Annotated in this window: 16 protein-coding genes; 5 read left to right on the forward strand and 11 right to left on the reverse strand. The window is 71.7% G+C overall.

What is annotated here, in order from left to right; all coding sequences use genetic code 11:
- Positions 1-85: 85 nt before the first annotated feature.
- From ACWEVN_RS37870 to ACWEVN_RS37880, 3 genes are all read right to left on the reverse strand, one after another.
- A complete protein-coding gene (locus ACWEVN_RS37870) occupies positions 86-937 on the reverse strand; it encodes a geranyl diphosphate 2-C-methyltransferase (RefSeq protein WP_452054474.1) in 852 nt (283 codons plus the stop codon).
- Between the two features lie 224 nt (positions 938-1,161).
- The gene (locus ACWEVN_RS37875; RefSeq protein ID WP_452054475.1) at positions 1,162-2,706 is read right to left on the reverse strand and encodes a multicopper oxidase family protein; all 1,545 of its coding nucleotides are present in this window, start codon (positions 2,704-2,706) and stop codon (positions 1,162-1,164) included.
- Positions 2,699-3,082, reverse strand: coding sequence for a hypothetical protein (locus ACWEVN_RS37880; protein WP_452054476.1), 384 nt, complete (start codon positions 3,080-3,082; stop codon positions 2,699-2,701). The genes ACWEVN_RS37875 and ACWEVN_RS37880 overlap by 8 nt, the downstream gene beginning before the upstream one ends.
- Positions 3,083-3,158: 76 nt before the next feature.
- Here ACWEVN_RS37880 and ACWEVN_RS37885 point away from each other — a divergent pair, with 76 nt between their 5' ends.
- On the forward strand, positions 3,159-4,034 hold the full coding sequence (locus ACWEVN_RS37885; RefSeq protein WP_452054477.1) for a LysR family transcriptional regulator: 876 nt from the start codon (positions 3,159-3,161) through the stop codon (positions 4,032-4,034).
- On the opposite strand, the gene ACWEVN_RS37890 is transcribed toward ACWEVN_RS37885, so the two are convergent.
- The 5 genes from ACWEVN_RS37890 to ACWEVN_RS37910 all read right to left on the reverse strand — a co-directional run bounded on the left by ACWEVN_RS37890 (position 4,003) and on the right by ACWEVN_RS37910 (position 9,625).
- Positions 4,003-4,833 (reverse strand): carbohydrate ABC transporter permease, encoded by an 831-nt coding sequence (locus ACWEVN_RS37890; RefSeq protein ID WP_452054478.1) that lies wholly within the window; start codon positions 4,831-4,833, stop codon positions 4,003-4,005. The two genes, ACWEVN_RS37885 and ACWEVN_RS37890, sit on opposite strands and share 32 nt — an antisense overlap.
- Complete coding sequence (locus ACWEVN_RS37895; protein ID WP_452054479.1) at positions 4,830-5,735, reverse strand: carbohydrate ABC transporter permease; 906 nt, start codon at positions 5,733-5,735, stop codon at positions 4,830-4,832. The genes ACWEVN_RS37890 and ACWEVN_RS37895 overlap by 4 nt, the downstream gene beginning before the upstream one ends.
- The gene (locus tag ACWEVN_RS37900; protein ID WP_452054480.1) at positions 5,732-7,051 is read right to left on the reverse strand and encodes an extracellular solute-binding protein; all 1,320 of its coding nucleotides are present in this window, start codon (positions 7,049-7,051) and stop codon (positions 5,732-5,734) included. The genes ACWEVN_RS37895 and ACWEVN_RS37900 overlap by 4 nt, the downstream gene beginning before the upstream one ends.
- Positions 7,052-7,107: 56 nt before the next feature.
- On the reverse strand, positions 7,108-7,863 hold the full coding sequence (locus ACWEVN_RS37905; RefSeq protein WP_452054481.1) for a DUF3152 domain-containing protein: 756 nt from the start codon (positions 7,861-7,863) through the stop codon (positions 7,108-7,110).
- A gap of 760 nt (positions 7,864-8,623) precedes the next feature.
- Positions 8,624-9,625, reverse strand: coding sequence for a polysaccharide deacetylase family protein (locus ACWEVN_RS37910; protein ID WP_452054482.1), 1,002 nt, complete (start codon positions 9,623-9,625; stop codon positions 8,624-8,626).
- 194 nt (positions 9,626-9,819) lie between these two features.
- Here ACWEVN_RS37910 and ACWEVN_RS37915 point away from each other — a divergent pair, with 194 nt between their 5' ends.
- Complete coding sequence (locus tag ACWEVN_RS37915) at positions 9,820-10,761, forward strand: hypothetical protein (protein ID WP_452054483.1); 942 nt, start codon at positions 9,820-9,822, stop codon at positions 10,759-10,761.
- A 129-nt stretch (positions 10,762-10,890) separates the two neighbouring features.
- On the opposite strand, the gene ACWEVN_RS37920 is transcribed toward ACWEVN_RS37915, so the two are convergent.
- Both ACWEVN_RS37920 and ACWEVN_RS37925 read right to left on the reverse strand, forming a co-directional pair.
- Positions 10,891-11,361, reverse strand: a complete 471-nt coding sequence (locus tag ACWEVN_RS37920) for a hypothetical protein (RefSeq protein WP_452054484.1) — start codon at positions 11,359-11,361, stop codon at positions 10,891-10,893.
- Positions 11,362-12,327: 966 nt separating this feature from the next.
- The gene (locus ACWEVN_RS37925; protein ID WP_452054485.1) at positions 12,328-12,666 is read right to left on the reverse strand and encodes a WGxxGxxG family protein; all 339 of its coding nucleotides are present in this window, start codon (positions 12,664-12,666) and stop codon (positions 12,328-12,330) included.
- Positions 12,667-12,938: 272 nt separating this feature from the next.
- Here ACWEVN_RS37925 and ACWEVN_RS37930 point away from each other — a divergent pair, with 272 nt between their 5' ends.
- From ACWEVN_RS37930 to ACWEVN_RS37940, 3 genes are all read left to right on the forward strand, one after another.
- Positions 12,939-13,280 carry a hypothetical protein gene (locus ACWEVN_RS37930; protein WP_086843416.1) on the forward strand — a complete coding sequence of 114 codons (342 nt, stop codon included), beginning with the start codon at positions 12,939-12,941 and terminating at the stop codon, positions 13,278-13,280.
- Between the two features lie 278 nt (positions 13,281-13,558).
- Entirely contained in the window at positions 13,559-13,939 is a 381-nt protein-coding gene (locus ACWEVN_RS37935; RefSeq protein ID WP_452054486.1) for a hypothetical protein, read from the forward strand.
- A 324-nt stretch (positions 13,940-14,263) separates the two neighbouring features.
- Positions 14,264-14,617 carry a hypothetical protein gene (locus tag ACWEVN_RS37940; RefSeq protein ID WP_452054487.1) on the forward strand — a complete coding sequence of 118 codons (354 nt, stop codon included), beginning with the start codon at positions 14,264-14,266 and terminating at the stop codon, positions 14,615-14,617.
- Between the two features lie 49 nt (positions 14,618-14,666).
- On the opposite strand, the gene ACWEVN_RS37945 is transcribed toward ACWEVN_RS37940, so the two are convergent.
- The gene (locus tag ACWEVN_RS37945; protein ID WP_452054488.1) at positions 14,667-15,764 is read right to left on the reverse strand and encodes an AI-2E family transporter; all 1,098 of its coding nucleotides are present in this window, start codon (positions 15,762-15,764) and stop codon (positions 14,667-14,669) included.
- Positions 15,765-15,957: the final 193 nt, after the last annotated feature.

A 15,957-nucleotide genomic window follows, 5' to 3' on the forward strand; every position in this document is an offset into this window, starting at 1 on the left:
CGTCCCGAGCCCGAAGGGTACCGCCGGCAGGCCGCCGACGGTCCACTGTGGACATGTGGTGCTCTCCCCGGTCACCCCGCCCGCCTCAGACGCGGTCGGCGGCGATCAGCAGGTAGTGGAAACTGCCCTCGCGGTAGGCGGTCAGGAACGGCTTCTCGACGCCGGTGGCGACCGACGACTTTTCCCGCAGCTCCCAGTAGGGGATGGTCGCCGCCGTCAGGTCGACGACGTTGATCGGCACGAACCCGTTGGCGGCCAGCGCCTTGAAGTAGTCGCCGCGGGCGTGGATGTTGCAGATGTAGTGCTGGTCGATCTGGCTCACCGCGCGCGACCGGCCGCCCGTGACGTCGTTGTAGCACCCGGTGATCGTCACGTACCGGCCGCCGGGCTTGAGCTGCCGCGCGTGCTCGGCGAACAGGTCGTTCAGGTCCACGTACATCGTGCTCTCGTTGTTCCAGATGCCCTGGAACACCCCGGATGCGAAGCCGGTGTCGAGCATGTTCTTCAGGTGGTAGCGCACCGAGCCGTCGATCCCGCGCTGCCGCACGTGCGCGTTGGCGAACCCGACCTGCTGCTCCGAAATGGAGATTCCGTCGACCTGGCAGCCGAACCGCAGGTGGGCCATGACGCTCGTGCCGCCGCGGCCGCAGCCGGCGTCGAGCAGCCGGTCCTCCGGCGAGATCGGGCCCAGGTGGTCGAGCAGGACGTCCGCCTGCGCGGTCTCGAGCCGGTGCATCTCCGCGATGATCGCTTCGTCGCGCGTGGCGGCCGGGGCTTCGAGCACGGCCGGGTCGTAGTCGCCGAGGCCGTAGTGGTGGTGGTAGAGGCCGTCGACGTCGCCCAGCCGGAGGTTCACCGGATCCTTCTCCGCGTTCCAGTAGTCGGCGACCGACTGCTGGTACGCGGTGCGGGTCACGGGCTTCTCGAGAGCGGTCATCGATGGCACTCCTCGTTCGTTTCCTTGACAGCAAAGGGATCCGGTCCCTCACGGAAGACGCTAGTGGCGGGAGTTTCGCAGGGACAAGAAGATTCACTCGGGCTTCGTGGTCCTTGCCCGTCCGGCCCAGCGGAACCCGCGCCGCAGGTGGTCGGGACGGGTTTGCCGACCCCCGTTGGAGATCGACCCCGCCACGACCGGGTGACGAAGCGCGACAGCCCGTGTCAGGTGATTTCGAGGTTCGCCATCATGCCCATGTCCTCGTGTTCGGCGTTGTGGCAGTGGAAGAGGTACCGGCCGCGGTAGCCGTCGAAGCGGGTGATGATCTCCGCCGCTTCACCCGGGCGCAGCGCAACGGTGTCCTTGAGCCCGGCGTCGTGCGGCAGCGGCGGCCGCCCGCCGCGCGAGAGCACGCGGAACCCCGCCAGGTGCAGGTGCACCGGGTGGTGGACGTCGGCGACGAGCCGCCACACCTCGACGTCGCCGAGGGGGACGGTGACGTCCGTGCGGGCCGGGTCGAACGCCCGCCCGTCGATCACCCAGCCGCGCCCGTGCTCCAGCTGCCCGGCGCGGAAGGAGAAGTCGCGGACCCGGGCCGGCCGGTCCCACGACGGCAGATCCGTCGACAGGACAGCGGGAACGCGGCTGTCGTCCCGGGCGCGGCGCGCGACCCGGAAGGCCATCACCTCGGCGGTGCGGCCGGAGCCGAGCCGGTTGCGCAGCCGGACGCGGCCGCCGACCGGGACGCCCGCGAAGTCGGCGACGACGTCGTAGCGCTCGGCCGGCCCGATCGGCAGGGTGGCGTGCGTGACGGGCGCGGCGAGCAGCCCTTGGTCGGCGCCGATCTGGACGAGCGGAAGCCGGCGCCCGTCGTCGGTGACCGCCTCGAGTTCGTAGTGCCGGGCGTTCGACGCGTTGAGGATCCGCAGCCGGTACCTCGCCGCGTCCACTTCGTGCACCGGCCACGGCGCGCCGTTGACCAGGAGCACGTCGCCGAGCACGCCGCCCAGGAAGCTCTCCCGCACGCCCGGCCGGTCCCGGAGGGTCCCGTCCACCGACGGGTAGTCGAGGCTGCCGTCGGCGGCGAACGCACGGTCGGCGATCAGCAGCGGCAGTTCCCGTGCTCCCGCGGGAAGCCCGAGCGCTTCTTCGGCGTCGTCGCGCACGATGTGCAGTCCGGCGAGGCCGCGCCAGATCGCCGGAGCCGTGAAGTCCATCCGGTGGTCGTGGTACCACAGCAGCGCCGGCCGCTGGTCGAGCGGGAACGTGTAGCTGCGGGTGAGGCGCGTCCGCACGGCCCGCGGGTCGGGCATCGCGTGGTGGGCGGGAGTCCAGTCCGCGGGCAGCACGAGGTCGGTCGGGTAGCCGTCGGAGTCCGCGGGCGTCCGGCCGCCGTGGAGGTGCACGACGGTCGGCACGGGCAGTTCGTTGCGGTGGGTCACGGTGATCGGCTCACCCCGGCGCGACTCGATCGTCGGCCCCGGGAACGTGCCGTCGTAGGTCCACATCGGCGTCCGGATCCCAGGCAGGATCTCGATGTCCGCCACGCGCTGGGTGATCTCGTAGCGTCCGGGAGCGACTGGTGACAGCACCCGGGGCAGCGGCAGCGGCACCCGGAACGGCGGTGGCAGCGGGACGGCGCTGCGGAGTTCGGCGCCGGTGAGCGCCGGCCGCCGGGACAGCGCGGCCGCGGTGGACAGCCCGGTGGCGGTAAGCAGGCCGAAGGCGCCGCCGAGGCGCAGCACCTGGCGACGGCTCAGATCACGCATCGACGGCCTCCCACCACCGGCGCCACAGGGCGACGACCAGCACGACCAGCCCGGCGACGGTCAGTACGCCCAGCGGCAGGTGCAGCCACAACGCGCCGTCCAGCCCGGCGAAGTACTGGACGGTCTCCGCGGCGGCCACCGCCGCCGTGGCGGCGAACGGCCACGCCCGCCGCAACCGGATCCACACCACGATTGCGACGATCAGCTGCACGTACCCGAGCGACGTGACGACGTCGGCCCCGGTCGCGTGCAGGCGCAGGCCGTCGTAGTCGCCGCTGAGGTACACCCCCGCGAACACCGGCTGGCCGGCGATCGCCACCAGGTGCGCGCTCGCCACGACCCGCAGCACCCCACTCGCTTTCCCGGTTCTTTCCACACTCCGAAGCTATGACCGGGAAGTCATCATGTCTAAGATCAATATCGCTATGCCGTTATGACGCGGGAGGCATGACGTGGACCTGGGGACGCTGCGGCAGTTCCTCGTGGTGGCCCGGCTGGAGCACCTCAGCCGCGCGGCCGAAGAGCTGCGCGTCGCCCAGCCGTCGCTGAGCCGCACCATCGCGCGGCTGGAGAACGAGCTCGGCACGCCGTTGTTCGACCGAGCGGGCCGGCTCCGGCTCAACGACGCCGGAAAGCTCTTCCGCGGCTATGTCGAGCGCGCCCTCGGGGAGCTGGACGCGGGGCGGCGGGCGGTCGCCGACGCGGAGGGCTTCGGCACGGTGCGGCTGGCGTCGGAAACCTTCCTCACGCTCACCCGGCCGCTCGCCGCGTTCAAGCGGGCCCACCCGGACGTCGAGATCGAGCTGCACCAGCTGCCCGCCGAGGCGATGGCGCGGGCGCTGCGGGCCCACGAGGTCGACCTGTGCGTTGCCTCGCAACCGATCCCCGACGAAGGACTGGCCGGGGTGCGGCTGCTCGACGAGCCGGTGCTGCTGGCCACCCCGCTCGGGCACCGGCTGGCGGACCGCGCCTCGGTGGGCGTCGACGACCTCGCCGGCGAGCCGTTCGTCACCGCGCGGCGCGGGCACTGGCACCGGCGGCTGCTCGACCGGCTCTTCGCCACCCGCGACCTGACGCCGAAGATCGTCTTCGAGGGCGACGAACCGGGCGCGATCCAGGAACTCATCAGCGCCGGGATGGGCGTCGGGCTCAACCCGGCGATGGCCCGCCGCGTCGCCGCGCAGGTGCCGGTCGCCTGGGTCCCGGTGGACAGCCCGGACTGCCGGCGCACGATCACGCTGTTCTGGGCCGCGGGCGACCGCCTGCCCGCTGCGGCCCGCCTGATGCGCACCGCGCTCACCGAGTGGCCGTGGGACCCTCCGTCGTGATCCCGGCGAGGAAGTGGCGCTGGGCCACGAAGAACACGATCAGCAGCGGCACGGTCGTGATGACACTGCCGGCCAGCACGATCTCCCACCGCTGCTCGCCGGCCTGGCCGAACTGGTCGGACAGCGCCTTGAGCCCGCGGGGCAGCGTGTACAGTGCCGGGTCGCGCAGGTAGATCAGCGGCTTGAGCAGGTCCGACCAGCTCGCCTTGAGCTCGAACACGAAACTGACGATCAGCGCCGGGCGGCACAGCGGCACGGCGATGCGCCAGAACAGCGTCCAGTGGCTCGCGCCGTCGACGCGCGCGGCCTCGAACACCTCGCGCGGCAGGCCGAGGAAGAACTGGCGCAGCAGGAAGATGTAGAACGCGCTGCCGAACAGGTTCCCCGCCCACAGCGGCACCTGCGTGTGCGCCAGGCCCACGCTGTTCCAGATCAGGTACACCGGGATCATCGTCACCGCGGCCGGGAGCATCATCGTGGCCAGCACCAGACCGAAGAGCGCGGTGCGGCCGGGGAAGCGGAAGTACGTGAAGCCGAACGCCACCAGCGAACTGGTCAGCGTCACCGCCACGGCCGCCGCCAGCGACACCACGACGCTGTTGACGAACCAGGCCGCGACCGGCGCCGCCCGCCAGATCTCGACGTAGTTGTCCCAGGCCCAGGTGCGGGGGATGAGCACGTTGTCGAAGACCTGCGCGCGCGGCTTCACCGAGGCGCTGAGCAGCCAGACGAACGGGTAGAGGAACAGCACCGTCGCCGCGGCCAGCGCCGTCCAGCGGACCGCCCGGCGGGCCGTCACCGGTCACCGCCTTCGTAGTACACGAACCGGCGGCTCAGCCGGACCTGCACGAGCGTGATCGCCAGGATGACGACGAACAGCAGCCACGCCATCGCCGAGGCGTACCCGAGGTGGAGGAACTCGAAGGCCTGCTGGAAGAGGTAGATCAGGTAGAACAGCGCCGCGTCGTTGCTGTAGGTCGCCGAGGCCGCGGAGCCGTAGAACGCGGTGTAGGCCTCGTCGAACGACTGCAGCGCCGCGATCGTCTGGACGATCAAGGTGAAGAACAGCGCGCCGCTGATCATCGGGACGGTGATCCGCCGGAACCGCTGCCACGCCGACGCGCCGTCGAGCTCGGCGGCCTCGTACAGCTCCCGCGGCACGCCGCGCAGCGCGGCCAGGTAGATCACCACCGTGCTGCCGACCGACCACAGGTGCATGAGCACCAGGCCCGGCTTCACCCACGGGCCGTCGGTGCTCCACTGTGGACCGTCGATGCCGACCAGCCCGAGCGCGGCGTTGACCAGGCCGGCCTGACCGTTGAACAGGATCAGGAACAGCACGCCGACGGCGACCTTCGGGGTGATTTCGGGCAGGTAGAACACGGTGCGGAAGAACCCGGCCGACCGGCGCCCGGCCCGCGTGAGGAGCGAGGCCAGCGCCAGCGAGACGGCCATCGTGGCGGGCACCGACATGACGGTGTACACGAGCGTGTTGACCAAGCTCTTGCGCACCGCCGGATCGTCCAGGAGCCGCTGGTAGTTGGCCCAGCCGACGGCGTCCGGCGAGCGCAGGGCGTCGTAGTCGGTGAAGGAGAGCACCAGGCTGGCGATCATCGGCAGCGCCATGAAGACGACGAACCCGATCATCCAGGGGGACAGGAAGGCATACGCGGCCCAGGCGTCTCGCGTACGCCGCTTCACCGGGCGGCGTCCAGCGCCCGCTGAGCTTCCTGCTGGCCCTGGCGCAGGGCGTCGGCGGGCTGCTGCTCGCCCGAAAGCACCCGGTTGACGGCGTTCTGCCACGCCGTCTTGAACTCGGAACCGGCCGGGGAGGCGGGCATGGTGAAGGCGTTGTCCTGGGCTTTCAGCACGGTGCGGACGGCGGCGTCGAACGCGGGCCGGTCCGCCAGCTGCACGAGACTGCCGAAGATCTCCTGGTCGGCGACGCGGTTGCCGGTGTAGACGCCGGTGAACGCCTTGCCGGCGGCTTTCCGCTTCTCGGCGCGCGCCTTGGCGGCGGCCACCCACGCCGGCGCGTCGGTCATCGTCTTGATCCAGGTGCAGGCCTGCTCCTTGTGGGTGCTCCCGGCCGGGATCACCCAGGCGCTGCCGGTGACCCAGTCGATCGGGGTGCCGGCGGTGTCGGTGAACGGCGCCGCGGAGATCCGCACGTCGGGGGAGTAGTTCGCGAGGACGTTGAGGTACCAGTCGTCCATCAGGGTGGCGGCCAGCTGGCCCTGCTTGAACGGGTTCTTCTCGCCGAAGAAGTCGAACGAGTCGCGGAAGGCCTTGACCGTGCTCCAGCCGCCCTGGGCGTCGATCAGCGACTTGGCGTACGTCAGGGCTTCGGCCAGCCGCGGATCGTCGAGGTGCGCGGTGCGGCCGTCGTCGCTGAGCATCCGGACACCGTTGGCCTTGGCCCACAGCGGGAGGAACTCGGGGATCTTCGGGTCGAAGCCGATCCGCGACAGCCCGCCGCCGCTGCGGACGGTGAGTTTCTGCGCGGCCGTGGTCAGCTTCGCCCGGTCCGCGGGATCGACGTCCCGGGGAGTCAGCCCGCCCGCTTCGACGGCGGCGTCGTTCACCAGCAGGACCCGGTTGTCGTAGAACTCGGGCAGGCCGTAGACCTTGCCGTCGAGGGTGACTTCCTTGAGCGCGGCCGGCCGGTACTGGCTGACGTCGATGTGCTGCTTCGCGATGCAGTCGGTGAGGGGTTCGAGGGTGCCGCGGGCGGCGTAGGTGCCGAGGAGCTGCCGGTCGAGGTAGACGAGGTCCGGTGGGGTGTGCGACGCGACGGAGGCGAGGAACTGCTGGGCGTCGAAGGCACTGCCGCCGATCTTGACGGTGGCGGGCGCAATCGCCTTGCCCGCCAGGTCGGCCCGGGTGGTGGCGATTTCGTCGCCGAGGCCGAAGCCCATGGTCGTCAAGGTGGCTTCGGGACCGCCACCGCGGCCGACCCCGCCGCACCCGGCGAGAAGCAGGATCGTCGTCGTACCGGCCAGAAGTTTCCGCACCATGGCACACCCCTCCCAGAGGGGCGGCGGGTACCCCGCCGGGCGGCGGTCCAAACCAGTCAGCGCGGCCAGGGGTTCGGGCGGCACACGGCGCCGTCCGGCCGGACCTTCGTGGCGGCCCCGGGTTCGGCGCGGTTGAGGTTCGCGAGGTAGGTGTTGGAGAGCCCGAAGGTCTGCTGCATCATCACCGGCGCCGGCGCGCCGGAGGCGGGACAGCTGACGTGGCCGAGGCCGAGGGCGTGGCCCATCTCGTGGTTGATGGCGTAGGCGCGGTAGCCGGGGAGGTCGCCGTCGTAGGAGTGGGCGCCGCGCAGCCACCGGGCGAGGTTGACGACGATCCGGTGCTCGCGCGAGAGGCGGCAGGAGGAGTCGAAGGGGATGCTGAAGCCGCAGAGGTCCGGGCGCCGCGCGGTGCCGGGGGTGGTCAGGCTGATCCGGACGTCGGGATCGTCGCCGTCGACCCGCCGGAAGGTGACGTCGCCGCGGCCGGCCCAGCCACGAGGGTCGGCGAGAATGGCGTCGACGTCGTGGCCGAAGCCGGCGAGGTCGACACCGTCCTCGATTTCGACGGTGTAGGTGAGGAGCTTTTCCCCGGTACCGATGTCGTGCCCACCGCCGGGCACGACGTGCCAGGCCCCATCGCCGGCTTCGGTGACGGGAACACCTTCGGGCAGGGCGGCGGATTCGGGGGCGGGTTTGGGGGGAGCGGTCTCCGTGGTGGGCTGGGCGGAGGCAACCCCGGAGACCCGCCGCGGCTGGGCGGCTTCGGGGGTGAGAAGAAGGGCGAGGGCAAGAGCAACGGCGAAGACAAGCACGGCGGGCGGCCACCAGGCGGCTTGGTCCGGCTTGGGGGCCGGCGGTGCGAGGGGTGGGGCGGGTGGTTCGGGGGTGGCGGCGCGGGGGTGGGGGACACGGGGGGCCGGCGGGCCGACCGAGATCGCGGGGGCGACGGAGAGGGTGCCGGGGTGTTTGGAGGGGCGGGTCGGCTCGGGAGCGGAGGAGGGGCTCGTGGTTGCCGGGTGAGTTGGGCCGGGCGGGGCCGCCGTTTCGGTTGTGGTTCGTGGCTCGGGGGTGAGTGCCGGGCTCGGTGCGGCGGGGTGGGTCGGCGCGATCGTTGCTTCGGCGGATGTGCGTGGCCCCGGCGCGGATGCTGGGCTCGGCATGGCCGGGCGACTCGGCGCGGGCGGAGCCATCGGGGCCGCAGTCGCCTGCGCCGCAGCGACCTGAGCCTCGCGCGTCGGGATCGCCGCCGGGCGGCCCAGCGCGACCCGCGGTGCAGCCGCTTTTTCCTCGACCGGAGCCACTGGGGCCGCAGCGACCTGCGCCTCGCGGGCCGCCGCCGGGCGCCCAGCCGCGAACTGCGGCGCAGCCGGGCCCTCCTCGACCGGAGCCACCGGGGCCGCAGCGACCTGAGCCGGTGCCGCCGCCACGCGACCCGGCGCAACCGGCGGTGCAGCCGCGCTTCCCTCGACCGGAACCGCCGGGGCCGGGATGCGGGGCGACCTCACCGCCGTCCCGGGCTGCGGTCGGCGGCGCGGCTGGGGGAGCCAATCCACCCGCGCCATCGGGTGGCGTTCAGTAGGCAAGGGCCACGCTCGCACACTCCGGCGCCACCGCGCCCTCGGACCGCGGGTACGACACCGTCGACGGGTCGCCGTCCGATGTGTAGCGGTGGGCCGATGGCGCTCCCAGCTCGTCGAGCCAGTGGGCCGATCCGTACTCCGACTCCTTGCCCGCCGACTGCGAGCGGATGCGGGGGATCGCCGCCGGGTCGAACTTGCTCGAACACGGTGCTGGTGCCGGGCCCGCTCCCACCAGGAGCGCGCCGCCGTACGCGTAACCCGGGCCCTGGACCGCCAGGCCCGGCCGATGCGGGCGGCTCCCGTACGGCAGCGCCAAGGTCTTCGGCTGGTAACCCGGCACCGCCTGGCGGATCAGCGCGTCCTCCTCCGCGATCGCCGCCGTGGCCGCGGCTTCCGTGGCCGTGCGCAGGTTCGTGTGGTGGCGCGTGTGGTTGCCGATCTCGAAACCGTGGTCGGCGAGCCAGCGCAGTGCGCGGCCGTCCGGGTCGCCGCCGAACGGGTGCTCGTTGACGTACAAGCTTGCCACCGGGCGGAACCGCGGGTGCGCCGCCGCGACGTCGAGCAGGATGCGGATCGCCGTTCCCGCCTCCGGCCGGCCCTGCGGGCTCAGGCGGAACACCGTCGGGTCGCCGTCGTCGAACGTCAGGACCACCGGGTGCGCCCCCGCCGGGAGGTCGAGGCGGCGGGACACCAGTTCCGCCGTCGTGATCGGGACGTAGTCCTCGGCCGCGAGGCGCTCGAGTTCCGCCGTGAAGTCGGCGGGCGTGCGCTCGTAGACCGACTTCGGCTGCGCGACGATGCGGTGGTACATCAGCACCGGCACCCGGCCCAGCTCGTCGGCGCCCACCTGACGCGCGGCGGCGGGCGTGATGCGGGCCGGCGCGGCGGCGGGCTCCGGACGCGGCGGGGCGGGCGCCGGGGCGACGGGTGCGGGGCCACCACAGGCCGCCAACGCGAAGACAGCGGTGAACCCGAACCGGAAAAGGCAACGCATGCCGGAAGTGTGCGTCCGGGCCGCCGCGGGTGCGGGCCGGGCCACCGGGTCGGGTGAGCGCGGAACTGCGCGCCACCGCGCAAAAATCCGCGTTTCCGCAGGCCGGGACCATGACTTCGAAAGCGGTCCCGGCACGATTCGGTGATCGGCGGGATACGGGTTTGGCGAAGATCGCCGACGGGTATTTTCCCGCGATGGTCCCGAAAAAGGCGGTCGCCGCCGAACGAACCTTCGATCGACGCCTGGTCCTCACCGCCGCTCTCGCGGGCTTGGCCACGAGCGCGTGCGGTGCGCTGCAGCGGGGGAGGGCGCTGGCCGTGCCCGCCCCGGCAGCCGTCGCGGCGCCACCGCCGCCACCACCCCCGAACCCGCTCGAAAAGGGTTTGCTCGTCGGCTTTTGCGGTGCTCCCGGCGCGAAGGCGCTCGGCCGGATGACCGGTGATCTCACCGAAGCGAGCAGCGCGCTGCGCCGCCAGATCGAGACGTTCCCGCAGGGACGTCCGGTCACCCCGGTCGTCGAGCTGATCGCCACCACCGTGCACCGCTCGCCCGGCGAGGACGGCATGTTCCGCAGCCGCTGCGAGGACTCGACCGTGCGGGACTACCTCGACGCCGCGCGGGCGATGAACGGCTTGCTGCTGCTGAACATCCAGCCCGGCCGCGCCGACTTCCTGCCCGAGGTCCAGGCGTACGAGCGCTGGCTGACCGAGCCCGACGTCGGCGTCGCGCTCGACCCCGAATGGGCCGTCGAACCGGGCGTCATCCCGGGCAAGAAGTTCGGCCGCACGACCGGCGCCGAGCTCGACGGGGTCGCCCGCTACCTCGGCGGCCTGGCCGACGCGCACCGCCTGCCCGCCAAGATCATGATCTACCACCAGGTCGCCGCGTCGGTCGTGCAGGACGAGCAGCTCCTCAAGCCGCACAAGGGGGTTTCGGTCGTCAAGGTGGTCGACGGCATCGGTTCGGCCGCCGCCAAGAAGGCGACCTGGAAGACGCTGATGACGACCATGCCCGCCCACGTGCGGCCGGGCTTCAAGCTGTTCTTCGAGGAGGACACCCGCCGCGGAGCGGACCTGATGACCCCGGCGGACGTCCTGGCGCTGAGCCCCACGCCCGCTTACGTCGTCTACGAATAGCCTGTGCGGCAACGAAAGCCCGGTGCGGTCCCGCCGTACCGGGCTTCTTCGTGCGGGACGACGAAAGCCCGGCGCGGGAGGAACCGCGCCGGGCCGTCGCCGGCTTGTCCGTCCGGGGGACCGGCCGGCTCAGCCGACCGGGACGGGCAGCCCGCCGAGAAGGTCGTTCACCAGCGCGGACAGGCTGATCAGCACCCGCTGCAGCAGCGCGTTGAGCAGGGCCGACACCGGCGGCAGCGACTGGCGGGCCGCCAGCTTGCCGGCGAGTTCGTCGACGCCCTTGCGCGCTTCGGCGGTGTCCTTCTGCGCCGTGGCCGCGCTGTCCTTGGCCGCGGCCTGGACGGTGTACCGCTTGCCCTGGGCCAGATCCGACAGCAGCGGGTCGAGGCGGGCGAGGGTGGCCTGCGTGCCGGGCACGTCCCCGTTGTCCGCCCGCGACGTCAGCTGGTCGCGCAGGCCCTGGACCTCCGCCGCGGCGCTGGTGGTGCTCGACGATCCGCTGCCGCCGGGCCCGCCCGCCGTCGCCACACCCACGCCCGTCAAGGTCACCGCGGCCGCGGTGACGAACACCGTGAGCGCTCGGGTCAGTGCACTTTTCATGTCGTACTCCTCGGAGATTGTGCGATGCCGACTGCGATCATGGTGAGCGCCGATCGGCGATAACGCGAGCGGATGTCGGGGGCCGGTGGCGCCGGTTGATTTCGCACGGTGTACGTGTCTCGCGAGTTCCCCGGAACAAACATCGACATCGCGTGAAGCGGTTCTTCGACGCTTTTCTGCGACGACTACGGGCGGTGATGCCATCACTCGTCCGTGTCGGACGGTTACGATATACGGCTGAATCGGCGGGGTTTTCTTCACCGAAGGTGCGAGCGGTGCCAGATCCGGGTGATGCGGGACTTTCACCTGATCGTGAGGTTTAAGGGAAGAAATGATGGGTAATCATGCGCATTTGCCACGGGGTGGGAAAGCCACTCTTAAGTAGGGTACGATGCGAAAACACTTCTTGCGCGGCGAGCGCTTCGCTAATCTGGGTGGCGGCCACGGGATCGGTTTTCCGGTCGTTGTGGCCTCCTCGGTGCCGAGACCTGACAACTGGGCGCCATTCGGAGAGAAGGAAACGCAGAACGTCCCGACGCCCGACGGCGCCGGGACGTTCTGCGCGAAGAGGAGAGGAATCGCGGTGCGCGGCACCAGGGTCACCCGGGCATCCGGCGGCAGCCGGGAGTGCGGGCTCTGCGGTGCTCGGACACCGGGTGGGCAGGCTCGTGGTGCTCGTGGTGCCCCGGCTCCGGGTGGTCCTCGGGTGTGCGGGTTCTGCGGTGCTCCGACGCCCGGCTGTGATCAGGGGCGCGGTCGTCGTGGTGCCCCGGCTCCGGGCGGATTTCGGGTGTGCGGTATAGATAACGGCGAGGTGCAGAGGGCAGAACTGACGGCCGGCGGTTGCCGGGCTGGGGGTTTCGACGGCGCTCGAGCGGCCGGCGAAAACCACGCGGCCGAAAGCCCGTTGCGCCGAACGGGTGGCGCCGAAGCGCCCGGTGGGGGCCGGCCCTACGGCGCAACCTCTCAAGCGCCGGGCGGGTTCCGCCGCGGCTCGGCCGGCGGGTACGCGTTCGCCGGCGGGTTCGCGCCGGCCGCCGGGTATCCCGCCATCGCTCCCGGTTTGGGGCCGCGCCGCACCAAGCCCGCCAGGCCCAGCAAGCCGACCAGGCCGAGCAGGCCCCACAGGCCGTTGTCGTCGTTGTCGTCGCCGTTGTTTCCGTCGTTCGTGCCGTCGTTGTCGGTCTGCTGGTGCCACGCCGGTGCCGCGAACTCCGGCGCCGCCGATGCCGGCACCGCGGCCGTCAGCGCGAAGGCCGCGGCCGCCACGCCGGCGCAGCAGAGCTTGCCTGCCTTGTGGTTCATCCCGGTTCTTCCTTCCGTTCCGGAAATCGGTCTTCCGGGGCGTACCCCCGCCGGCCGCATCCACTCGCGCCGTCACGGGAACGGGCGAAGACGGCGGGGCCCGGTTTCCGGCTCCCTCCCGTCCTTTGTAAGATGGTCGCCGGTTCAAGACGGAGCCGTGCAGGGACGCGCCGCGTGCGCTCGTCCGCCTCCGGCCGTCCTTCCCCATTTCGCAAGCGCAGCAGCGCATCCGAGCCGGGCAACACCGTCCACTGTCGTGGACCGGGGGAGGAATGAACACTGAACTCGCCGTCGCGCCACTCGGCGCGACCTACACACCACGCCTGATCTGCACCACCGGCGACCGCCTGATCCACCCGGCGGACGGCCGCAACGACCTCGCGAGGATCGTCGTGCGCTGGGCCCGCGCCTGGGTTCCCGAAACCTGGCCCGCCCGCCAGTACTTCGCCGCACTCGGCATCGGCGACGACGAAAACCCCTGCTACCGCGACGAAGACGTCGTCGGGTGGCACCTTCTGCAGCCCCGGCCGGACTCGCTCGCGTGGCGGGTGCGGTCGGGCGAAATCGACGTGACCACCGCGCTCACGGCCGAAGCCGAGGCCTGGCCCGAATAGGTAATGCCCGCAAAGAGCTCTGCGCCCACCCGGCGCAGGGCTCTTTCGCGTGCCCGGAACATTCTTTACCCTGCAAGCGAAAGCTTGGAAGTAGTTGGGAGACAACAACTAACCCGATCGGACCACACCCGGCGTGGTCAGAGGCTCGCGGTACCCACACGATGGTGGCACGAAGTGGAAACCGCGCCCCGCCGTCAGTACCTTTCCCTCACACAGGACGGAGAACACACCTTCACTGCCGTCCTGTTCTCCGAACATCGTTCACCGAGGAGCAATCCATGCTGAAGAAGATCGGGTTCGTCACGGCCACCGCGGCGGCCGGCGCGTTCCTGGCCGGCGGCATCGCCGCGGCCGACACCCCGGAGGGGCACCACCACCACGGGCACCACCAGAGCCACCAGTACGGCGGCTACGACTACACCGGCCAGGTCGGCCTGGTGAACCTGAACAACACCGACGTGCTCCACAACGTCAACGGGACGCTCGGCCTGTGCGGCAACAACGTCAACGTCCTCGGCGTCCAGGTGCCGGTGCAGGACTCGCTCAACGGCATCGGCGTGCCGATCCTGTCGCCGGGCTCGCATGAGGCCAGCGGCGAATCGCCCTCCAACTGCGCCGCGAGCGGCCTGTCCGACGGCGGCACCAGCCAGGGGCACTGAGTTTTCCGTGCCCGGAGCCGCCCGTGCGTGCGGAAGCCGGCTCCGGGCACGGGAAAACGGTCGCCAGTGCCGACGCCGCACCGCGCGCCCGGAACACGGAGCGAGCTGCACACTCCGGTTCCGCGTTCCGGGCACGCCGCGACGCCGGACGGCGCCGACCCGGGTGGGACCGGCCACGACGCTGGAGAAGTGCGCCGGTCCCACCCGGCCTGACCGCACCCTAACGGATCTTCGCGGGCCCGGCGAACCGAAGCCGGGCCCGTTCCCTTTCCCCGATCCCCCGCCGGGCTCCTCCGGCGGGTTCCCAGAAGGAGTAGTTCTCTCGTGATCAAGCAGCTCGGCTTCGTCGCCACCACCCTCGCCGCCGGGATGGCGGTGCTCGGCGGATCCGCGTCCGCGGCCAACGTCAGCGTCGCCGGCCACCCGATCGACTCCACCGACCAGTTCGGTCTCGTCGGCAACGTGCAGAACCTCGACGCCGTGCACAACCTGAACGTCGTCGGCGGCGTCTGCGACGACAACGTCAACGTCCTCGGCGTCCAGGTGCCGGTGCAGGACACCGCCAACGGCATCGGCGTCCCGGTGCTCTCCCCGGGCGAGCACGAGGCCGAGGGCCAGAACCCGGAGAACTGCGCCGCCGGTGAGATCGCCGACGGCGGGACCGCCCAGGGCAACTGACCCATCCGGTCGGACCGCCGCGCGGGGTGTGCCCCGCTCGGCGGTTTCCTCATGTCCGGTCGAGCCGGTGCACGGCCACTTCCCGCACGACGAGCAGCACCGCGGCCGCGACCGGCACCGCGACGAACGCGCCGACGACGCCGAGCAGCTCGAACCCGAGCAGCACGGCGACGACGGTGACGAGCGCGGGGACCCGGACGGCGCGGCCGACGATCTTCGGCAGCAGCACGTAGTCCTCCACCAGCCGGTAGCCGACGAAGAAGCCCAAGGTGGCGAGCCCGACCGGCACCGACACCGTGAGCGCGACGAGGGTCGTGCCGGCGCCGCCCGCCACCGAACCCGCGACCGGCACCAGGTCCAGCACGGCGACGAGCACCGCGAGCACGAGCGAGTAGGGCACGTCGAACGCCCAGAGCCAGGCGAAGGTGGCGGCTCCGGCGATCAGCGACACGACGACGTTGCCGACGAGGTACGCGCCCACCTTCCGGAAGACCGCGTCGCCGATCAGGATCACCCGCGGCCGCCGGGACCGCGGGGCCAGCCGGTAGAGCGCGGTGCGGATCCGCGGGAAGTCGGCGACGAAGTAGGTGGCGAGCACGACGACGATCAGGGCGTCCCCGAGCAGCGCCGCGAGCGATTTCGCGACGTCGGACAGCCGGACGGACCGGACGGCGGCTTCCAGGCCGAAGGCTTCGTTGGCCCGGCCGAGCAGGGTGCCGTGGTCGCGCAGCAGGGTCAGGTACCGCGGGGCGCCGTCCTGCAGCTGCGTCGCCTGATCGGCCAAGGGGACGGCGGCCGCGGCGATGGCGCCGCCGAGGACGACCAGGCCGGTCACGACGACCACCGCGGTGGCCAGCGCGCGGGGCACGCGGCGCGTGAGGCGGGCGGTCACCGGCTCGAGCCCGACGGCGAGGAAGAACGCGATGCCGATCAGGAGCAGGACGTCGGACGCGGCGAGGAGGAGTTCGACGACCGCGATCGTGACGACCACGCCGGCCGCGGCGAGCAGCCCGGTGAAGAACGGCGAGCGGCGGTCGAGCGGCTTTCCCGGCGCTCCCAACGGTTCTTCCTGCCGGGCCGCCGCGCCCTCGGCCTCGCCGACGGGGTGCCCGGCGCGGTACGCCCCGCGGCCGCTCGTTGCGTGCATGAGTCGGCGGCTACCCCACGGGGTGCGGCCGAATCCACCCGATCCGGGCACACGCTTCCCGGTGACGACACCCGCCTGACGTTGCCGACGTTGTTGGGGTGTCAGCAAAATCGCCTATGCGCTTCAAGGATCTTCTGCTCGGTCCGGTGATCGCGATCGCGGCCGCGTTCGCGGTGGCGCCGGAAGCGGCGGC

The organism is Amycolatopsis sp. NPDC003861 (genome assembly GCF_053605405.1).

Excerpts from the sequence above, each read along its gene's own strand:
- ACWEVN_RS37870 (WP_452054474.1), bottom strand. The coding sequence starts at position 937 with ATGACCGCTCTCGAGAAGCCCGTGACCCGCACCGCGTACCAGCAGTCG.
- ACWEVN_RS37875 (WP_452054475.1), bottom strand. The coding sequence starts at position 2,706 with ATGCGTGATCTGAGCCGTCGCCAGGTGCTGCGCCTCGGCGGCGCCTTC.
- ACWEVN_RS37900 (WP_452054480.1), bottom strand. The coding sequence starts at position 7,051 with ATGGTGCGGAAACTTCTGGCCGGTACGACGACGATCCTGCTTCTCGCC.
- ACWEVN_RS37910 (WP_452054482.1), bottom strand. The coding sequence starts at position 9,625 with ATGCGTTGCCTTTTCCGGTTCGGGTTCACCGCTGTCTTCGCGTTGGCG.
- ACWEVN_RS37915 (WP_452054483.1), top strand. The coding sequence starts at position 9,820 with ATGGTCCCGAAAAAGGCGGTCGCCGCCGAACGAACCTTCGATCGACGC.
- ACWEVN_RS37920 (WP_452054484.1), bottom strand. The coding sequence starts at position 11,361 with ATGAAAAGTGCACTGACCCGAGCGCTCACGGTGTTCGTCACCGCGGCC.
- ACWEVN_RS37925 (WP_452054485.1), bottom strand. The coding sequence starts at position 12,666 with ATGAACCACAAGGCAGGCAAGCTCTGCTGCGCCGGCGTGGCGGCCGCG.
- ACWEVN_RS37930 (WP_086843416.1), top strand. The coding sequence starts at position 12,939 with ATGAACACTGAACTCGCCGTCGCGCCACTCGGCGCGACCTACACACCA.
- ACWEVN_RS37935 (WP_452054486.1), top strand. The coding sequence starts at position 13,559 with ATGCTGAAGAAGATCGGGTTCGTCACGGCCACCGCGGCGGCCGGCGCG.
- ACWEVN_RS37945 (WP_452054488.1), bottom strand. The coding sequence starts at position 15,764 with ATGCACGCAACGAGCGGCCGCGGGGCGTACCGCGCCGGGCACCCCGTC.